Origin of the sequence: Chelatococcus sambhunathii (assembly GCF_001418005.1) — a bacterium.
GTDB classification, from domain to species: Bacteria; Pseudomonadota; Alphaproteobacteria; order Rhizobiales; family Beijerinckiaceae; genus Chelatococcus_A; species Chelatococcus_A sambhunathii.
Window position 1 is genome coordinate 185,488 of sequence record NZ_LIOL01000005.1, and the last position, 17,831, is coordinate 203,318.

Sequence of the window (17,831 nt, forward strand, 5' to 3'; positions counted from 1 at the left end):
AAGGACGATGAGCGAGGATCGAAGTTCGAGCGAGGAAGCGAGGCCCGCTCCACAGGGGCGGGATGGAGAGCATGAAAGCTGGATAGAGCGGCTACTCACGGGCCTCAGACTGAAGGCCGGCCCCTCGATCCGCGAGGATCTCGCGGATGCGCTCGACACCAACCTGCCCGGCGGAGAATTCACGCCGATCGAGCGTTCCCTGCTCAAGAACGTCCTGTCGCTGCGCGAGTTGCGTGTCAACGACGTGATGGTGCCGCGCGCCGACATCGTCGCCGTGCAGGCTTCCGCGACCCTCGCGAGCGTGCTGCACCTCTTCCGCACGGCCGGCCATTCGCGCATTCCCGTCTACGGCGAGAATCTCGACGAGCCGCTCGGCATGGTGCACATCCGTGATTTCGTCGACTATATCGCCGCGCGAGCTGAGACGGCGGGTCGCGAGCGCCTGCGCCGGAATGTCGGCCGCGGCCGTGGCGATGCGCCGGTGGAGGTGCAGGCCCAGGCCGTGCGACTCGGCGTCGACCTCGAGGCCCCGCTCTCGCGCGCCAGCATCCTGCGCCCGGTGCTCTTCGTGCCGCCGTCCATGCCGGCCATGGACCTGCTCGTGAAGATGCAGACGACGCGCACGCATATGGCCCTCGTCATCGACGAATATGGTGGCACCGATGGCCTCGTCTCGATGGAGGACATCGTTGAGATGATCGTGGGCGACATCGAGGACGAGCACGACGACGAGGAGGCCTCGCAGATCGTCGCCGACGGCGACGAACGCTGGATCATCGATGCGCGCGCCAGCCTCGAGGACGTCTCGGAGGCTCTCGGCGTCGAACTCGCCGACGCTGATATCGCCGAGGAGGTCGATACGCTCGGCGGCCTCATCGTCACCCTCGCCGGCCGCGTGCCGGTACGCGGCGAGCTTGTGCCGGGGCCCGAAGGCCTCGAATTCGAGATTCTCGATGCCGATCCGCGCCGCCTGAAAAAGATCCGCATCCACAAGGTCAGGACCGAGCCGGCCCTGGTGCGCCGCGCGGCCCGCAGGGCCGAGGGCGGGGCGGAAGAGGCGCCTGCGCCCGTGACGGAAGACAACGTGACTGCGGCGCGGGATGCGCTGGAGGACCAGAAGCCGGGAGCCGCCGCTTGACGCTCGCCGGCTTCGCGCGCGGCGTCGTCCTGTCCTGGGGATGGCGACGGCGCCTGACGGCCTTCGCCGCGGGGGGGCTCGCCGCCCTCGCCATGCCGCCTTTCGGGCTCTGGCCCGTGCTCGCCGTCAGCCTGCCGCTCGCCGTCTGGCTCATTGACGGGGCGGGTGGGCGCACGCCGATGCGCACCGTGCTGGCGGCCGCGGCGACCGGCTGGTGGTTCGGCTTCGGCTATTTTCTCGCCGGCCTGTGGTGGCTCGGCGCCGCCTTCCTGGTGGAGGCGGACGAGTTCGCCTGGGCGTTGCCGCTCGGCGTCGTCGGCCTGCCCGCGGGGCTCGCCTTCTTCTATGCTCTCGGCTTCGGCCTCGCCCGGCTCATCTGGTCTCCCGGCCCGGCGCGCATCCTCGCCCTCGCCACGGGCCTTGCCGTTGCCGAATGGCTGCGCGGCCACATCCTCACGGGCTTTCCCTGGAACAGCCTCGGCATGGCCCTCGGCCAGCAGCTGCACCTGGCGCAGGTGGCGTCCCTCGTCGGGCTCTACGGCCTGACGGTGCTTGCGGCGGCGATTCTCGCGGCACCGGCGACCCTCGCCGACGACGGCGGGCACTGGCGTCGTGCGGGGCCGACGGTCGCCGGCCTGCTCGTCCTCGCCGCCATGGCCGGCTACGGATTGTGGCGGCTGCCCGGAAGCCCCTCACCGACCGTGCCGGGCGTTGCGTTGCGCATCATGCAGCCAAACCTGCCGCAGGATGCCAAGTTCCGTCCCGAGAACCGGGAGGCGATCCTCAACCGCTATCTTGCGCTCAGCGACAACGGGCCCGCCGTGCAGGGTGACGGCGTCGCGCCTGCCGGTGCGGCTCGGGGCATGGATGGCGTCACCCATCTCGTCTGGCCCGAAAGCGCCTTTCCATTCCTTCTCGCGCGCGACCCCGATGCCCTTGGCGCCATCGCGGCGCTTCTGCCGCCCGGGGCTGTGCTCGTCACGGGCGCCGCGCGGGCGATGGAGCCGCTCCCCGGCGAGACGAGCCTGCGCTTCTTCAATGCGGTCCAGGTCGTCGACGACGAAGGCCGCATCACCGGCATCTACGACAAGGTTCACCTTGTCCCCTTCGGCGAATACCTGCCGCTGGACGGGCTGCTGCGCCGTCTGGGCCTGCGCCAGTTCGTGCATGCGCCGGGCGGCTTCGAGGCCGGGCGCGAGCGAACCGTCCTGCCGGTGCCGGGCCTGCCGCCGGTGGCGGCGCTCATCTGCTACGAGGCGATCTTTCCGGGCGCGGTGGTGCCGCAGGACGGCACGCGTCCCGGCGTTCTGATCAATGTCACGAACGATGCCTGGTTCGGTGAGACGCCCGGCCCCTACCAGCACATGGCGCAAGCCCGGCTACGCAGCATTGAGGAAGGTATTCCTCTCGTGCGGGCGGCCAACACCGGCATCTCGGCGGTCGCCGACGGCTACGGCCGGGTCATCGCCTCGCTGCCGCTGGGGACGGAGGGGATTCTCGATGCCCCCTTGCCTGAAGCGCTGTCACCGACGATTTATGCCCGGCTCGGGGATGTGGTATTCTGGTTCTTCACCTTGAGTGTAGCCGCCGGCGCGATGACCGCACGGCGACATGGCCGGGTGGGCCGCGACGAACGGACGGGAAGACCATGAGAACAGCGCCTGCGAGCGTCAAGAAAGTCCCCAATCCGATCGACAAGCACGTCGGCAGTCGCGTGCGCATGCGACGCATGTTCGTCGGCATGAGCCAGGAAAAGCTTGGCGAATCCCTCGGCCTGACTTTCCAGCAGGTGCAGAAGTACGAAAAGGGCACGAACCGCATCGGCGCGAGCCGCCTCCAGCAGATCGCCAAGGTGCTCGGCGTGCCGGTAGAGTTTTTCTTTGACGGCGCGCCGGCGGCGGACGGCGTCATCGGCGGTGGCTTCGCCGAGGCGCCATCCTCGAGCTATGTGTCCGACTTCCTGTCGACGAGCGAGGGCGTGCAGCTCACCAAGGCCTTCATCCGCATCAAGGACGCGAAGGTGCGCCGGCGCATCGTCGACCTCGTCGTCGCTCTCGCCGATACGGAAGGCGAGGACGCCTGACGCCGTCCGTTTCGTTCGCTCTATCGAACCCGTCCGTCATTCCATCTTGACCCTGTGCGTCCGGGCTGTCACAACACCTCGCCTTTGGGCCAGAGCCCGTTCCGACCGGACTGCGATGCAATCCGGTCTGTAACACGGTCTCTTTCCTGGAGCTCGGAGACGGGCCTTGGCGTGTGACGAAAGGATCGGGAACGTGGCGCGTTCGGACTATCTCTTCACCAGCGAATCCGTTTCGGAAGGCCATCCTGACAAGGTCTGCGACCGGATCTCGGACACGATTGTCGACGCCTATCTCGGCGCCATGCCGGAGGCGCGCGTCGCCTGCGAGACGCTGGCGACCACCAACCGCGTCGTCATCGCCGGCGAGGTGCGCGGCCCGTCCGACATCACGAACGACTATCTCGCCCACCTCGCCCGCCTTGCCATCAAGGACATCGGCTACGAGCAGGAAGGCTTCCACTGGGAGACGGCCAAGGTCGAGGTACACCTCCATGCCCAGTCGGCGCACATCGCGCAGGGCGTCGATGCTTCCGGCAACAAGGACGAGGGCGCCGGCGACCAGGGCATCATGTTCGGCTACGCCTGCCGCGAGACGCCCGAGCTGATGCCCGCCCCGATCTACTACGCTCACGAGATCCTCAAGACGCTGACCGCCGCGCGCAAGTCCGGCGAGACCGGCCTGCTCGGTCCCGACGCCAAGAGCCAGGTGACGGTGCGCTACGCCGACGGCAAGCCGGTCGGCGTCACCCAGATCGTGGTCTCGACCCAGCACATCGAGAGCCATGCCGGCAAGGAGCTGACCTCGCACGACATCCGCGCGATCGTGGAGCCCTATGTGCGCAAGTCGCTGCCCGCAGGCTGGGTCGACGACAAGACCGTCTGGCACGTCAACCCGACGGGCAAGTTCGTGATTGGCGGTCCGGATGGCGACTGCGGCCTGACCGGGCGCAAGATCATCGTCGACACCTACGGCGGGGCGGCGCCGCACGGGGGCGGTGCCTTCTCGGGCAAGGACCCGACCAAGGTCGACCGCTCGGCCGCCTATGCCGCGCGCTACCTCGCCAAGAACGTGGTGGCGGCGGGCCTCGCCCAGCGCTGCACCATCCAGCTCTCCTACGCCATCGGCGTCTCCAGGCCCCTGTCGCTCTATGTCGACCTGCACGGCACCGGCGAGGTCGAGGAGGCACGGCTCGAGCGCGTGCTCATGGACGTGATGGACCTGTCGCCGCGCGGCATCCGCCAGCACCTCGGCCTCAACCGGCCGATCTACGCCCGCACCTCGGCCTACGGTCATTTCGGCCGCGCTCCCGAGGCGGACGGTGGCTTCTCCTGGGAGCGCACCGATCTCGCCGGCGCCATCCGCGCCGCGCTCGGCTGAGGCAGGTATCCGGACGACACGCGTGATCGCGGAGCAGGACAGGGGCGGCGCCTTCTTCGGGCGCCGCAAGGGCCACAAGCTGCGCGACAACCACGCCCGCCTGCTGGCGGAGGTGTTGCCGCGGCTGCGCCTGCCGGCGGGCACGGATAAGCTCGCCCCCGCGGGCCTGTTCCCGCATCCGGTCCGTGAGGTCTGGCTCGAGATCGGCTTCGGCGGCGGCGAGCACCTTCTCGCCCGCGCCCGCGAGAACCCGGACATCGGCTTCATTGGCTGCGAGCCCTTCGTCAATGGCATGGCGAAGCTCCTTGCCGGCGTCGAGGAGCACGCCATCGCCAACCTGCGTGTCTGGGACGATGATGCGACCCTCGTCCTGCCGCGTCTGCCCGAGGCCTCTATCGGGCGCGTCTTCGTGCTCTATCCCGACCCCTGGCCGAAGCGCCGCCACCGCAAGCGGCGCTTCATCGGCGAGGAAACCCTCGCCGCGCTCGCGCGCGTCATGCGGCCGGGCGCCGAGCTGCGCTTCGCCACCGACATCGACGACTATGCCGCCTGGGCGCTGGCGCGGATCGACCGCAGCGGCCTCTTCGCCTGGCGGGCCGAACGAGCGGACGACTGGCGCCGGCCCTGGACGGGCTGGCCCGGCACGCGCTACGAGGCCAAGGCGCTGCGGGAAGGGCGCCTGCCGATGTATCTCACCTTCGTGCGGCGCTGACGGGTTCCTTTTCCCCGTCGCTCGGCCGTTTCCGCTTGTGGAAAAGCCGCGTTTTCGTTATGACACCACCGTTCGGTGGGGCGCTGCATCCTGTGTGCGGCGGAGTTTGCCATTAGCTTCGTGCGAGATGGGCTCCGTGCCGCAAGACCCCCGCTCCCCGACATTGATCAGACGCTCTCCGTCGCCGGTTCAAGACGCCGGCACGGCCGCCGGGCCGCATGGTGCAGGCGGGCGGCCACTACCGCATGGAATACGTGCGTATTCCGTGCGGCCGGCGACAGGGGGCGTGATGCAACACCAGCCGCCGGCGTTGTCCGCCTTGATCGGCGTTAGGAGACCGAATGTCCGTATCCGCTCACCAGGCCCCGTCCCGTGAAGATTTCGCGGCGCTTCTCGAAGAGTCCTTCTCGCATGCCGAGCCCGTCGAGGGTTCCGTCGTCAAGGGCCGCGTCGTCGCCATCGAGAAGGACGTCGCCGTCATTGATATCGGCCTGAAGACCGAAGGCCGCGTTGCTCTCAAGGAATTCGTCGGTCCGGGTCGGGACCAGTCGCTCGAGGTGGGTGACGAGGTCGAGGTTTACCTGGAGCGCATCGAGAATGCGCTCGGTGAAGCCGTCATCTCGCGCGACAAGGCGCGCCGGGAAGAGAGCTGGGTCAAGCTCGAGAAGGCCTTCGAGGACAATGAGAAGGTCACAGGCATCATCTTCAACCAGGTCAAGGGCGGCTATACCGTCGACCTCGACGGTGCCGTGGCCTTCCTGCCGCGTTCGCAGGTCGACATCCGTCCGGTGCGCGACGTCACGCCGCTCATGGGCGTGCCGCAGCCGTTCCAGATCCTCAAGATGGACCGCCGCCGCGGCAACATCGTCGTCTCGCGCCGCACGGTGCTCGAGGAGACGCGCGCCGAGGCCCGTTCCGAGCTCGTGGCCAACCTCGAGGAGGGGCAGGTCGTCGAGGGTGTGGTCAAGAACATCACCGAGTACGGCGCCTTCGTCGACCTCGGCGGCATCGACGGCCTGCTGCACGTCACCGACATGGCGTGGCGGCGCGTCAACCACCCGACCGACGTCGTCTCGATCGGCCAGACCGTCAAGGTCAAGATCATCAAGATCAACCACGAGACGCACCGCATCTCGCTCGGCATCAAGCAGCTGCTGGCCGATCCGTGGGAAGGCATCGCCGGCCGCTACCCGGTCAACGCCCGCTTCAAGGGCCGCGTGACGAACATCACCGACTACGGTGCGTTCGTCGAGCTCGAGCCGGGCATCGAGGGCCTCATCCACGTCTCCGAGATGAGCTGGACGAAGAAGAACGTCCACCCCGGCAAGATCGTGTCGACCTCCCAGGAGGTCGAGGTGCAGATTCTCGAGGTCGATCCGGTCAAGCGCCGCATCTCGCTCGGCCTCAAGCAGACCCTGCAGAACCCGTGGGATGCCTTCGCCGAGAAGTTCCCGATCGGTTCCGTCGTCGAGGGCGAGGTCAAGAACAAGACCGAATTCGGCCTCTTCATCGGTCTCGACGGCGACGTCGACGGCATGGTCCACCTGTCGGATCTCGACTGGAACCGTCCCGGCGAGCAGGTCATCGAGGAGTTCAAGAAGGGCGACGTGGTGCGTGCCGTCGTTCTCGACGTCGACGTCGAGAAGGAGCGCATCTCGCTCGGCATCAAGCAGCTCGAGGGCGACCCCTTCGCCGATGCCGGCGATGTCAAGAAGGGCGCCGTCGTCACCTGCGAGGTGGTCGAGGTGAAGGATTCCGGCATCGAGGTGAAGATCGTCGACACCGACATGACCGCCTTCATCCGCCGCGCCGAGCTCGCGCGGGACCGCTCCGAGCAGCGCCCCGAGCGCTTCGCCCCGGGCGAGAAGGTCGATGCCCGCGTCGTGCAGTTCGACCGCAAGGCCCGCCGCATCCAGCTCTCCATCAAGGCCCTCGAGGTCGCGGAGGAGAAGGAGGCGATCGCCCAGTACGGTTCGACCGACTCGGGCGCCTCGCTCGGCGACATCCTCGGCGCCGCCCTCAAGCGCGCCAACGAGAAGAAGTAAGCCGCGATCTTCGTTGCGGGACGGCCATGCTGCCCCGCAGCACGATCTGCAGGTGATCCTCGCAAGCGACCCGCCCGGCCTCCGGGCGGGTTTTGCTTTGCCTGCTTTTTGTCACCGCCCCGCCTTGCCCGTGACGGGGCCCGGGGCTAGTGTCCACGGCGTCCCGACCAGCCGAGGTGAAGAGCCGAGCTTCGCCAATGACATACGATGCCGACATCATGGCAGACCGCCGGCGCCTGAGGCGCAAGCTCTCGTTCTGGCGTGTCCTTGCCGTCTTCGCCCTCATCGCCGTCGTGGTCGCGCTCGGTGCGCGGTTCGGCGCGGGTTCGGTGGTCACGGGTGACCAGATCGCCGCCATCCGCATCGGCGGCTTCATCAGTGGCGACCAGCGCACGCTCGACCTCATCAGGCGAGTCAAGGACGCCCGCTCGGTGCGCGCCGTGCTGGTGCGCGTCGACAGCCCCGGCGGCACCACCTCCGGCGCCGAGGCGATCTATACGGCGCTGCGCGAGCTCGCCGCGGAGAAGCCGACGGTCGCGCTCGTCGACGGCCTCGCCGCCTCCGGCGGCTATATCACCGCCCTTGCGGCCGAGCGCATCGTCTCGCGCGATACCTCGCTCGTCGGCTCCATCGGTGTCCTGATCCAGTATCCCAACCTCGCCGGCCTGCTCGACACCCTCGGAGTGAAGGTGGAGGAAGTGAAGTCGAGCCCGCTCAAGGCGGCGCCGAACGGGTTCGAGCCCACTTCGCCGGAGGCGCGCGCCGCGCTCGAGAGCGTCGTTCGCGATTCCTTCGCCTGGTTCAAGGGCCTTGTCGGCCAGCGTCGCTCCCTCTCCGGCCCCGCGCTCGACCAGGTATCCGACGGGCGTGTCTTCACCGGTCGCCAGGCGAAGGAACTTGGTCTCGTCGACGAACTCGGCGGCCAGCGCCAGGCGGTGGCATGGCTCGAGAAGGAGAAGAAGCTCGCCAGCGATCTGCCGGTCCGGGAATGGAAGGCCGAGAGCGAGCGGCTCGGCCTGTCGTTCTGGTCGCTCCTCGGCCGCGCGGCAGCTTTCGCCGGTTATGACGACCTGGCCGGTGCGCTGCGGGCGGCTGCGCTGCGCGAAGAAGCGGGACGGCTTGACGGTCTCCTCGCCGTCTGGCACCCTTCGCTTCAAAATAATTGAAATTTCAAAGAGATAGGCGGGGGATATGATCAAGTCCGAGCTCGTGTTGCGGATCGCCGAGCAGAATCCGCACCTCTACCAGCGCGATGTCGAGAATATCGTCAATGCGATCCTCGAGGAGATTACTCGCGCGCTCGCGCGAGGCGATCGGGTCGAGCTGCGCGGGTTCGGCGCCTTTTCGGTCAAGCAGCGCAATGCGCGCGTTGGCCGCAACCCGCGCACGGGCGAGACGGTCGATGTTGCATCGAAGATGATTCCCGTCTTCAAGACCGGCAAGGAGATGCGCCTGCGCCTCAACGGCAGCGCCGCCGCCCCGGCGGCGGGCAGGAAGGCCGCCGTGAGCGTGAGCGCGTGAGGGAAGTGGAGCCGTGACGTTGAAGCGCTTCGTCAAGTTTCTGGTGCTGGCGCCAGTCGCGGTCGTCATCGTGCTCCTGGCGGTGGCCAACCGCGCGCCGGTCCAGCTGTCCTTTGATCCCTTCTCGCGCACAGAGCCGGCTCTTGCCGTGACGGTGCCATTCTTTATCGTGATCTTCGCTGCGGTGATACTCGGCGTCCTCGTCGGCGGCATTGCCGCCTGGCTCGCCCAGGGCAAGCACCGCAAGGCGGAGAAGCGCTATCGCCGCGAGGCGGACCGATGGCGCAGCGAGGCCGAACAACTGCGCGGCACCACCGGGCGGGCCGCGCTGCCGAAGGCGTGAGCCGCTGAAGCATTTCAGCCGGCTTCGCTGTTGCGTCACCGGGGGTACCCGATGGACAAGCCGGTGCCGTCGTGCCACTTGCAGGCGTCATGTCCACCATCGTCAAGATCTGCGGGTTGAGAAGCGCCGAGGCCGTCGCTGCGGCGCTGGCGGCGGGCGCCGACATGGTCGGCTTCGTCTTCTTTCCCAAGAGCCCGCGCAATGTCTCGCTCGCCGAGGCTGTCACCCTCGCCGGGTTCGTGCGCGGCCGCGCCGAGATCGTCGCGCTCACCGTCGATGCCGACGACGCGGCGATCGCCGCCATCCGCGATCGCCTGAAGCCCGACTGGTTCCAGCTCCACGGCAAGGAAACGCCCGAGCGCGCGGCCGCCATCCGGCGGCTCGCCGGCACGCAGGTGATGAAGGCGATCGGCGTCAGCGAGCCGGCAGACCTCGCTCGCCACGCTCCCTATGCGGCGGTCGTCGACCGCCTGCTGTTCGATGCCAAGCCGCCGAAGGGGGCCGTGCTGCCCGGCGGCAACGGCATCGCGTTCGACTGGGATATCCTCGCGGCTGGGGCCGGGGGGCGGCCCTTCATGCTCTCGGGCGGGCTCGATCCCGACAATGTGGGCACAGCCGTCGCGCGGCTGACGGATGTTCCAGGTTTCGTCGGCGTCGACGTGTCCTCCGGGGTGGAGAGCGCGCCGGGCGAGAAGGACGCTGGTAGAATCGCTGCCTTTGTCGCCGCGGCGCGGGCGTGAAGGCGTCACGGTCACGGTGGCCCTGCCGGCCGCTTTGGCTTATGCAACGGGAGACCTCGGCGGCGAGCCGGTTCCCGCTGTCGCACGAACAGAGAATGGACGAGGCGCGGGCCGAGGCTCCGCCGCTTGAGAAGGATGAAGGTCGCGTGACTGTGCAACCGCTCAACTCCTACCGCTCGGGGCCCGATGAGCGCGGCCATTTCGGCATGTTCGGCGGCCGCTTCGTCGCCGAGACGCTGATGCCCGTCATCCTCGAGGTCGAGAAGGCCTATGCCGCGGCCAAGGACGATCCCGCCTTCCAGGCAGAGATGGACGGCTATCTCGCCCATTATGTCGGTCGGCCGAGCCCGCTCTATTATGCGGAGCGCCTGACGGAGCGCCTGCGTGAAGGTGCCGGCGGCAAGGGCGCGAAGATCTATCTCAAGCGCGAGGAGCTCAACCACACGGGCTCGCACAAGGTCAACAACGTGCTCGGCCAGATCCTGCTGGCCCGCCGCATGGGCAAGAAGCGCATCATCGCCGAGACCGGCGCGGGCCAGCACGGCGTCGCGACGGCGACGCTGTGCGCGCGCTTCGGCCTCGAATGCGTCATCTACATGGGCGCCGTCGACGTCGAGCGGCAGAAGCCCAATGTCTTCCGCATGCAGATGCTCGGGGCCACTGTGGTGCCCGTCCAGTCCGGCTCGCGCACCCTCAAGGACGCCATGAATGAGGCGCTGCGCGACTGGGTGACGAATGTCGCCACCACTTATTACTGCATCGGCACGGTGGCGGGCCCCCATCCCTATCCCGGCATGGTGCGCGACTTCCAGGCCGTCATCGGCAAGGAAACGCGCGAGCAGATACTTGCGGCCGAGGGGCGGCTGCCCGATTCGCTCGTCGCCTGCATCGGCGGCGGCTCCAATGCTATGGGCCTGTTCTATCCCTTCCTCGATGACAAGGATGTCGAGATCTACGGCGTCGAGGCGGCCGGCCACGGCCTTGCGAGCGGCCAGCACGCGGCCTCGCTCACCGGCGGGCGGCCGGGCGTGCTGCACGGCAACCGCACCTATCTGCTGATGGACGACGACGGCCAGATCGCCGAGGCTCACTCCATCTCGGCCGGGCTCGACTATCCGGGCATCGGCCCCGAGCACGCCTTCCTGCACGAGACCGGCCGCGTCACCTACATCTCCGCGACGGACAAGGAGGCGCTCGAGGCCTTCATGCTCCTGTCCAAGCTCGAGGGCATCATCCCTGCCCTCGAGCCGGCCCATGCGCTGGCCAAGGTGGTCGAGCTCGCGCCGCAAAAGCCTCAGGACCACATCATGGTCGTCAATCTCTCCGGCCGCGGCGACAAGGACGTGCCGCAGGTCGCCGACATCCTTGGAGGACAGTTCTGATGAGCCGCATCGACCGGCGCTTTGCCGCCTGCCGCGCCGAGGGCCGCGCGGCGCTCGTGACCTTCGTCACGGCCGGTGATCCGGATGCCGACACCTCGCTCGCAATCCTGAAGGCGTTGCCCCGCGCCGGCGCCGATCTCATCGAGATCGGCATGCCCTTCACCGATCCGATGGCGGATGGCCCGGCCATCCAGCTCTCCTCGCAGCGGGCGCTGAAGGGCGGCCAGACGCTTAAGAAGACCCTCGACATGGTGCGCGCCCTCCGCGCGGGCGAGGCGGACACGCCTGTCATCCTGATGGGCTATTACAATCCCATCTACATCTATGGCGTCGAGCGCTTTCTGAAGGATGCGCGTGAAGCCGGCGTCGACGGCCTCATCGTGGTCGACCTGCCGCCGGAGGAGGACGACGAGCTCTGCGTCCCGGCGCTAAAGGCGGGGCTGTCCTTCATCCGTCTCGCCACGCCGACAACGGACGACGCGCGCCTGCCGGCTGTGCTCGCCAACACTTCGGGCTTCGTCTACTACGTTTCGATCACCGGCATCACCGGCAGCGCGACGCCGGATTTCGGCGCCGTGGCGCAGTCGGTGGCGCGCATCAAGGCCCATACGAACCTGCCGGTCGTCGTCGGTTTCGGCGTCAAGACCGGCGAGCACGCGGCGGCCATCGCCCGCGGCGCCGACGGCGTCGTGGTCGGCTCCGCCCTCGTCGAGGCCGTGCGCGCCTCGCTCGACGGCGAGGGGCGGGCGACGGCAGGGACGCTCGCAGCCGTGGAGGCGCTGGTGGGCGAGCTCGCCGCCGGCGTGCGCTCGGCCGCCAAGGCAACGGCGGCGTGAGGACGAGGCCCTCTCCCGTTCCCCGGATGAGGGAGAGGCGCCACCTTTGCAACACCGTCGCACCTAGCGAAAAGCCTCGCGAAGGTCTATGTGAAGGCCGCGTGACGGTATATCAGGGTTGCGGCCAGGTTCCGTGACCCATTCGGGCGTGGCGGGTCCACGCCGGGACACCAGAGGTTGCCCCCGTGAACTGGATTTCGGACGTCGTACGGCCCAAGATCAAGACGCTGTTCAAGCGTGAGGTGCCGGAAAATCTCTGGATCAAGTGCCCCGAAACGGGGCAGATGGTCTTCCACAAGGACGTCGAGGCCAACCTCTTCGTCATCCCGGGCTCCGATTATCACCTGCGCATGGGCGCCAAGGCGCGCCTCGTCTCCTTCTTCGACGGCGGCGCGTGGGAAGAGATCGCCCTGCCAGAGGTGCCGATCGACCCGCTCAAGTTCCGCGACGAGAAGCGCTATGTCGACCGCCTGCGCGACGCCCGCGCCAAGACCGGCATGCAGGATGCCGTCCAGGTTGGCGTGGGCGAGGTCGAGGGTGCGACCATCACCGCGGCGGTACAGGATTTCGAGTTCATGGGTGGCTCGCTCGGCATGGCCGCAGGCGAGGCGATCATCACCGGCATGGAAACCGCGCTCGCCCGCCGCACGCCCTTCGTGCTCTTCGTCTCCTCGGGCGGTGCGCGCATGCAGGAGGGCATCCTCTCGCTCATGCAGATGCCGCGCACGACGGTGGCGGTGCGCAAGCTCAACGAGGCCCGTCTGCCCTATATCGTGGTGCTGACCAACCCGACGACCGGCGGCGTCACCGCCTCCTACGCCATGCTGGGCGACGTGCACATCGCCGAGCCGGGCGCCCTCATCGGCTTCGCGGGTCCGCGCGTCATCGAGCAGACGATCCGCGAGAAGCTGCCGGAAGGCTTCCAGCGCTCGGAATATCTCCGGGAGCACGGCATGGTCGACATGGTCGTTCACCGCCGGGACGTGAAGGCGACCGTCGCCAGGCTGTGCCGCCTGCTGATGAAGCAGGACAAGCCCGCCGTCGTCGCGCCTCCTGCGGATATGCAGGCGCTCGACGCCGCCGCGGAATAACGATCAGCCCCAGACGGCCGGGGACCGCCATGGAATCGTCCGATGCCATGCTCGCGCGCTTTCTCGCGCTGCATCCCAAGACGATCGATCTGTCCCTCGGCCGCATCGAGCGGCTGCTGACGCGCCTCGGTGCCCCCCAGCGCCAGCTGCCGCCGGTCATCCACGTGGCCGGGACCAACGGCAAGGGCTCGACAATCGCCTTCATGCGAGCGGTTCTGGAGGCGGCCGGGCTCGTCGTTCACGTCTACACCTCGCCGCATCTCGTGCGCTTCCACGAGCGCATCCGGCTCGGCCGTCCCGGCGGTGGCCGCTTCGTCGGCGAGGACCGGCTCGTCGCGGCTCTCGAGCGCTGCGAGGACGCCAATGGTGGTGCTCCGATCACGGTGTTCGAGATCACGACGGCAGCGGCCATGTTGCTCTTCGCCGAGACGCCGGCCGACGTGCTGCTGCTCGAGGTCGGGCTCGGCGGACGCCTCGATGCCACCAACGTCGTCGAGACGCCGCAAGCCTGTGTCGTGACGCCGGTCTCGCTCGACCATGCCGATTATCTCGGCGACAACGTCATGCGCATCGCCGCGGAGAAGGCCGGCATCTTCAAGCGCGGCGCACCTGCGATCATCGCGCCGCAGGAGCCGGAGCCCACGGCCGTCCTCGAAGCGGCGGCGGAGCGCGTCGGCGCCCGCTCGATCCTCGTCGGCGGACAGGACTTTCATGTGCACGAGGAGCGCGGGCGCCTCGTCTACCAGGACGAGCAGGGGCTCATCGACCTGCCCCTGCCGCGGCTCGCCGGCCGTCACCAACTCGTCAACGCGGGAACGGCGCTCGCCACCCTGCGGGCGGCCGGTTATGGGCGCCTGCCGGCGGAGGCCTTCGAGGCCGGCATGAGCCGCGCCGAATGGCCCGCCCGCATGCAGCGTCTGCGCCAGGGCAGCCTCGTCGATCTTGCCCCGGACGGGGCGGAGCTGTGGCTCGACGGCGGCCACAATCCGGACGGAGGCCGCGCGCTCGCCGCCGCCTTCGCGGAACTCGAGGAGCGGCATCCCGCCCCGCTCGTCATGATCGTCGGTATGCTCGGCACCAAGGACGCCGACGGCTTCCTGAAGCCTTTCGTGGGCCTCGCTCAGGAACTCATCGCCGTGCCGATCCCCTCGCAGCTCGCCGCCCGCCCGGCCGAGGAGGTCGCGGGTATCGCCCGCTCCGTCGGCCTGCAGGCGCGGGCCAGCGACAGCGTCGAGGCGGCGCTCGCGGGGTTGAGGGCGACGGAGCGGGAACGCCCGCCGCGCATTCTCGTGACGGGCTCGCTCTATCTCGCCGGGGACGTGCTGGCGGCCAACGGCACCCTTCCGCAATAGGCTCGGATCGCGAACGTCCCCCGGCGGCCGAGCGGGCGCGGCTACTCGTCCTCGCCGAAGCGCTCGGCGAGCAGGGTTGTGATGGCGTCGAGGCAGGCCTGCGCATCCTCGCCCCTGGCCGTCACGGTGATGCTGGTGCCCTGCGCGGCGGCAAGGGTCAGGAGACCCATGATCGAACGCCCGCCAACGGTTTCGCCGCAGCGGGTCACCGTGACGTCGGCGCCGAAACGCTCGACGGTCTGCACGAATTTGGCCGAGGCACGGGCATGCAGACCCTTGCGGTTGATGATCGGCAATTCGCGCGCCAGCGCGCCGTCCGGCACCGGCGCCGGGGGGCAGTCGTCGTTGTCGAAGGTGTCGATGTCCATTGCGACAACCGCCGTCACTTGCCGGCGAGCACCCGGCTCGCCACGTTGATATATTTGCGGCCCGCTTCCTGCGCCTGCAGCACGGCATCTTCCAGCGGCTTCTCGTCGCGCACGCTGGCAAGCTTGATGAGCATGGGCAGGTTGATGCCCGCCACCACCTCGACCTTGCGCCCGTTCATCACCGAGATCGCGAGATTCGAGGGGGTGCCGCCGAACATGTCGGTGAGCACGACCACCCCTTCGCCCGTGTCGACCTGGCCTACCGCCGCCAGAATGTCCCTGCGGCGGCTCTCCATGTCATCATCCGGACCGATGGTGATGGTTTCGAACTGTTTCTGAGGGCCAACCACGTGCTCCAGCGCGGCGCGAAATTCCGTCGCCAGGCAGCCGTGGGTCACCAGCACAAGACCGATCATTCAAGAACCCGTGGCCCCGCCACCCAAAAGGAAGCGCCCATTTTGTGCATTGCGGCGGCAAGTGCAAGTGCCTGCGACCATTTGGTCATCATTCAGACAAAAGGTGCAGCATCGGACGCTCGAATCGCGCCAGCATGCCAAGGATTATGGCGGCCGTCACGCCTGCGTCGCCACCAAGAACCCGCATTCGCGGCAAGGTGATACCCTCGACGGTCACCGTCCGGTCTGTGAATTGCGGGTATCGTTCCGGTGGCTCGATGTCGCAATCGACCACGAGGCGCACGACCGCCGCGCCCTCGGCCTCCATGGTGACGATTCCGAGGCCGCGCACCTCGAGGAGGCCCGCAAGAGCCATCGGGGCACGGGCGACGAGCCGACCGTTGCAGGCGCTCACGCGGCAGCGGTCGTCGCTGACGAGGCAGGCGAAGCGCCCGCTCGCCTGCGCTCCGGCGACGAGGGCGAGCGCCAGCCGCGACTTGCCGCTCCCCGACGCCCCGCGGATAAGGATGCCCGCCTCGTCCACGAGGACGCAGCCGGCATGGATTGTCGCAGGCGGGGCCGGGGCGGCAGCGGCGGTCATGAACGCACGGCAGCCGGCAAGCGTACCACGAAGCGGGCGCCAAGGCATTGCGGCTCCGCGCCGGCGGCGGGTGCCATTCGGTTTTCGCCCCAGATACGGCCCCGGTGCGCTTCGACGATCTGACGGGAGATGGACAGGCCGAGGCCCGAGTTCTGGCCGAAGCCCTGTTCCGGCCGGTCGGTGTAGAAGCGCTCGAAGATGCGTTCCAGGGCATGGGGCGGAATGCCCGGCCCGTCGTCGTCGACGGTGATGTCGATCTCGCCGCGGATGCGCTGCATCGTCACGCGTACTTCGTGGCCCGGCGGCGAGAAGGAGCGCGCGTTGTCGATGAGGTTGTTGACGACCTGGCCGAGCCGGCTGTCGTGACCCATGACGAGATAGGCGTCGCGCTGCGGGCTGTCCTTGATCACGAGGCGGATCGGGGCCGATTCGGCGCCGCGCACTTCGTTGGCCACCGTCACCACGGCCTCCAGCAGCCGGCGCAGGTCGACCGGCTCGGCCTCGGCGCGGGCGAGTTCGGCGTCGAGCCGCGAGGCGTCCGAGATGTCGCTGATCAGGCGGTCGAGCCGTTTGACGTCGTGCTGGATGACGGCGAGCAGTCGCTTGCGCGACTCCTCGTTGCGGGCGAGCGGCAGCGTCTCGACGGCGCTGCGCAGCGAGGTGAGCGGGTTCTTGAGCTCGTGTGCCACGTCCGCCGCGAATGTCTCGATGGCCTCGATGCGGTTGTAGAGCGCCCGCGTCATGTCGCGCAGGGCGCCCGAGAGATGCCCGATCTCGTCCGAGCGGTCGGTGAAGTCCGGAATCTCCTGCCGCGACTTGATGCCTCGGCGCACCCGCTCCGCGGCCTCGGCGAGACGGCGCATTGGGCCGGCGATGGTGCCGGCGAGCAGCACCGACAGCACGAGCATGACGGCGGCCGCGACCGCGAAGACCCGGAGCAGCGCCCAGCGCTCGGCGGCGATGATGGTGTCGATATCGCCACCCTGGGTGGAGAGGACGAGCGCCCCGCGCACGGTGCGGAAACGCTGGATGGGCACGGCGACGGATACGGTCGTCTCGCCGCGGGTGTTGACCCGCACGACGCTGCCCGGCAGGCCGGTCAGCGCCTTCTGCACCTCGGGCAGGGATTTGCCGCTCGTTGCCGTGATGTCGTCGGCGAAGGGCGTGCCCGATCGGCCGAAGAGGCGCTTCAGCCACTTCCAGCCGCTTTCGAGGAACGTCGGCTCATCCTGCGAGATCGGAGGCAGGTCGAAGCTGAGGATGTCACCGCGCGAATAGAGATTGCGCGAATCGAGCAGAAGGTAGCCCTCCCGGTCGTAGATGCGCGCGCGCGTGCGCGTGGGCGTCACCAACCGGCGCAGCAGCGGCGCCACACGCTCGGGATTGATGGAGAACTCGAGCGGCGAGAAATCCTCCTGCAGGCCCGAGCTCTCGCCCGCCTGAAGCTGAAGCAGCTTGTCGGGATCGATGGTGATCGTGTCGGTCTCGACCGTCGCCGAGGCGGCAATGGCGCCGGCGATAATCTCGCCCTGGGTGAGCAGGCTCTGCACGCGCGCGTCGATGAGGCCGGCGCGGAACTGGTTGAGATAGAGGAAGCCGAGGAAGAGGGCGACGAGCCCGGCGAGGTTCAGGACGACGATGCGCCGCGTCAGGCTCGACGACAGGCGCGTGACGACCGCCTGGCCGACGCGGCTCACCCGGCGGGCAAGGCCGGCACGGGCCGGCACCCGTGTACCCGCCTCGGCACCGTCGGCCGCTGTCCGCGTCTCGTCGAATGGTTCGGCGGTCATTCTTCCTCGCGACCGCATCGCGCCGGCCAGTGGCCGGCGACTCTCGTGCCCATCTG

General features: G+C 68.5%; 18 protein-coding genes. 14 read left to right on the forward strand and 4 right to left on the reverse strand.

The features are described from left to right. Nucleotides 1-7 precede the first annotated feature (7 nt). The 14 genes from ASC46_RS11945 to ASC46_RS12010 all read left to right on the forward strand — a co-directional run bounded on the left by ASC46_RS11945 (nt 8) and on the right by ASC46_RS12010 (nt 14,621). Nucleotides 8-1,138: a hemolysin family protein gene (locus ASC46_RS11945; protein WP_055459528.1), complete on the forward strand. Its 1,131-nt coding sequence runs from the start codon at nt 8-10 to the stop codon at nt 1,136-1,138. Further along, nucleotides 1,135-2,790: an apolipoprotein N-acyltransferase gene (lnt, locus tag ASC46_RS11950; RefSeq protein WP_055459529.1), complete on the forward strand. Its 1,656-nt coding sequence runs from the start codon at nt 1,135-1,137 to the stop codon at nt 2,788-2,790. Before ASC46_RS11945 ends, lnt begins: the two co-directional genes overlap by 4 nt. Next, nucleotides 2,787-3,221, forward strand: a complete 435-nt coding sequence (locus tag ASC46_RS11955) for a helix-turn-helix domain-containing protein (RefSeq protein WP_055459530.1) — start codon at nt 2,787-2,789, stop codon at nt 3,219-3,221. The genes lnt and ASC46_RS11955 overlap by 4 nt, the downstream gene beginning before the upstream one ends. 193 nt (nt 3,222-3,414) lie before the next feature. Further along, nucleotides 3,415-4,599, forward strand: coding sequence for a methionine adenosyltransferase (metK, locus tag ASC46_RS11960; RefSeq protein ID WP_055459531.1), 1,185 nt, complete (start codon nt 3,415-3,417; stop codon nt 4,597-4,599). Nucleotides 4,600-4,621: 22 nt separating this feature from the next. Next, nucleotides 4,622-5,311, forward strand: a complete 690-nt coding sequence (gene trmB, locus ASC46_RS11965; protein ID WP_082464815.1) for a tRNA (guanine(46)-N(7))-methyltransferase TrmB — start codon at nt 4,622-4,624, stop codon at nt 5,309-5,311. Between the two features lie 341 nt (nt 5,312-5,652). After that, a complete protein-coding gene (gene rpsA / locus ASC46_RS11970) occupies nt 5,653-7,356 on the forward strand; it encodes a 30S ribosomal protein S1 (RefSeq protein ID WP_055459532.1) in 1,704 nt (567 codons plus the stop codon). Nucleotides 7,357-7,553: 197 nt separating this feature from the next. Continuing rightward, nucleotides 7,554-8,522, forward strand: coding sequence for a signal peptide peptidase SppA (gene sppA, locus ASC46_RS11975; RefSeq protein ID WP_055459533.1), 969 nt, complete (start codon nt 7,554-7,556; stop codon nt 8,520-8,522). 25 nt (nt 8,523-8,547) lie between these two features. Then, nucleotides 8,548-8,877: an integration host factor subunit beta gene (gene ihfB, locus ASC46_RS11980; protein WP_055459534.1), complete on the forward strand. Its 330-nt coding sequence runs from the start codon at nt 8,548-8,550 to the stop codon at nt 8,875-8,877. Between the two features lie 13 nt (nt 8,878-8,890). Continuing rightward, entirely contained in the window at nt 8,891-9,220 is a 330-nt protein-coding gene (locus ASC46_RS11985; protein ID WP_082464816.1) for a LapA family protein, read from the forward strand. An 89-nt stretch (nt 9,221-9,309) separates the two neighbouring features. Further along, entirely contained in the window at nt 9,310-9,960 is a 651-nt protein-coding gene (locus tag ASC46_RS11990) for a phosphoribosylanthranilate isomerase (protein WP_055459536.1), read from the forward strand. Between the two features lie 206 nt (nt 9,961-10,166). Further along, complete coding sequence (trpB, locus tag ASC46_RS11995) at nt 10,167-11,342, forward strand: tryptophan synthase subunit beta (RefSeq protein WP_425349135.1); 1,176 nt, start codon at nt 10,167-10,169, stop codon at nt 11,340-11,342. Continuing rightward, on the forward strand, nt 11,342-12,178 hold the full coding sequence (trpA, locus tag ASC46_RS12000) for a tryptophan synthase subunit alpha (RefSeq protein WP_425349128.1): 837 nt from the start codon (nt 11,342-11,344) through the stop codon (nt 12,176-12,178). Before trpB ends, trpA begins: the two co-directional genes overlap by 1 nt. Nucleotides 12,179-12,363: 185 nt before the next feature. Next, complete coding sequence (gene accD / locus ASC46_RS12005; RefSeq protein ID WP_055459538.1) at nt 12,364-13,269, forward strand: acetyl-CoA carboxylase, carboxyltransferase subunit beta; 906 nt, start codon at nt 12,364-12,366, stop codon at nt 13,267-13,269. Nucleotides 13,270-13,298: 29 nt separating this feature from the next. After that, complete coding sequence (locus ASC46_RS12010) at nt 13,299-14,621, forward strand: bifunctional folylpolyglutamate synthase/dihydrofolate synthase (protein ID WP_055459539.1); 1,323 nt, start codon at nt 13,299-13,301, stop codon at nt 14,619-14,621. A 41-nt stretch (nt 14,622-14,662) separates the two neighbouring features. Here the strand turns inward: ASC46_RS12010 and ASC46_RS12015 are convergent, their stop codons facing one another. The 4 genes from ASC46_RS12015 to ASC46_RS12030 form a co-directional block, all read right to left on the reverse strand. Next, complete coding sequence (locus ASC46_RS12015; RefSeq protein WP_055459540.1) at nt 14,663-14,989, reverse strand: HPr family phosphocarrier protein; 327 nt, start codon at nt 14,987-14,989, stop codon at nt 14,663-14,665. Between the two features lie 14 nt (nt 14,990-15,003). Next, a complete protein-coding gene (locus ASC46_RS12020) occupies nt 15,004-15,405 on the reverse strand; it encodes a PTS sugar transporter subunit IIA (RefSeq protein WP_026015389.1) in 402 nt (133 codons plus the stop codon). Between the two features lie 88 nt (nt 15,406-15,493). Next, complete coding sequence (locus ASC46_RS12025; RefSeq protein ID WP_055459541.1) at nt 15,494-15,985, reverse strand: HPr kinase/phosphorylase; 492 nt, start codon at nt 15,983-15,985, stop codon at nt 15,494-15,496. After that, nucleotides 15,982-17,775 carry a sensor histidine kinase gene (locus tag ASC46_RS12030; protein ID WP_055459542.1) on the reverse strand — a complete coding sequence of 598 codons (1,794 nt, stop codon included), beginning with the start codon at nt 17,773-17,775 and terminating at the stop codon, nt 15,982-15,984. The genes ASC46_RS12025 and ASC46_RS12030 overlap by 4 nt, the downstream gene beginning before the upstream one ends. Nucleotides 17,776-17,831 lie beyond the last annotated feature (56 nt).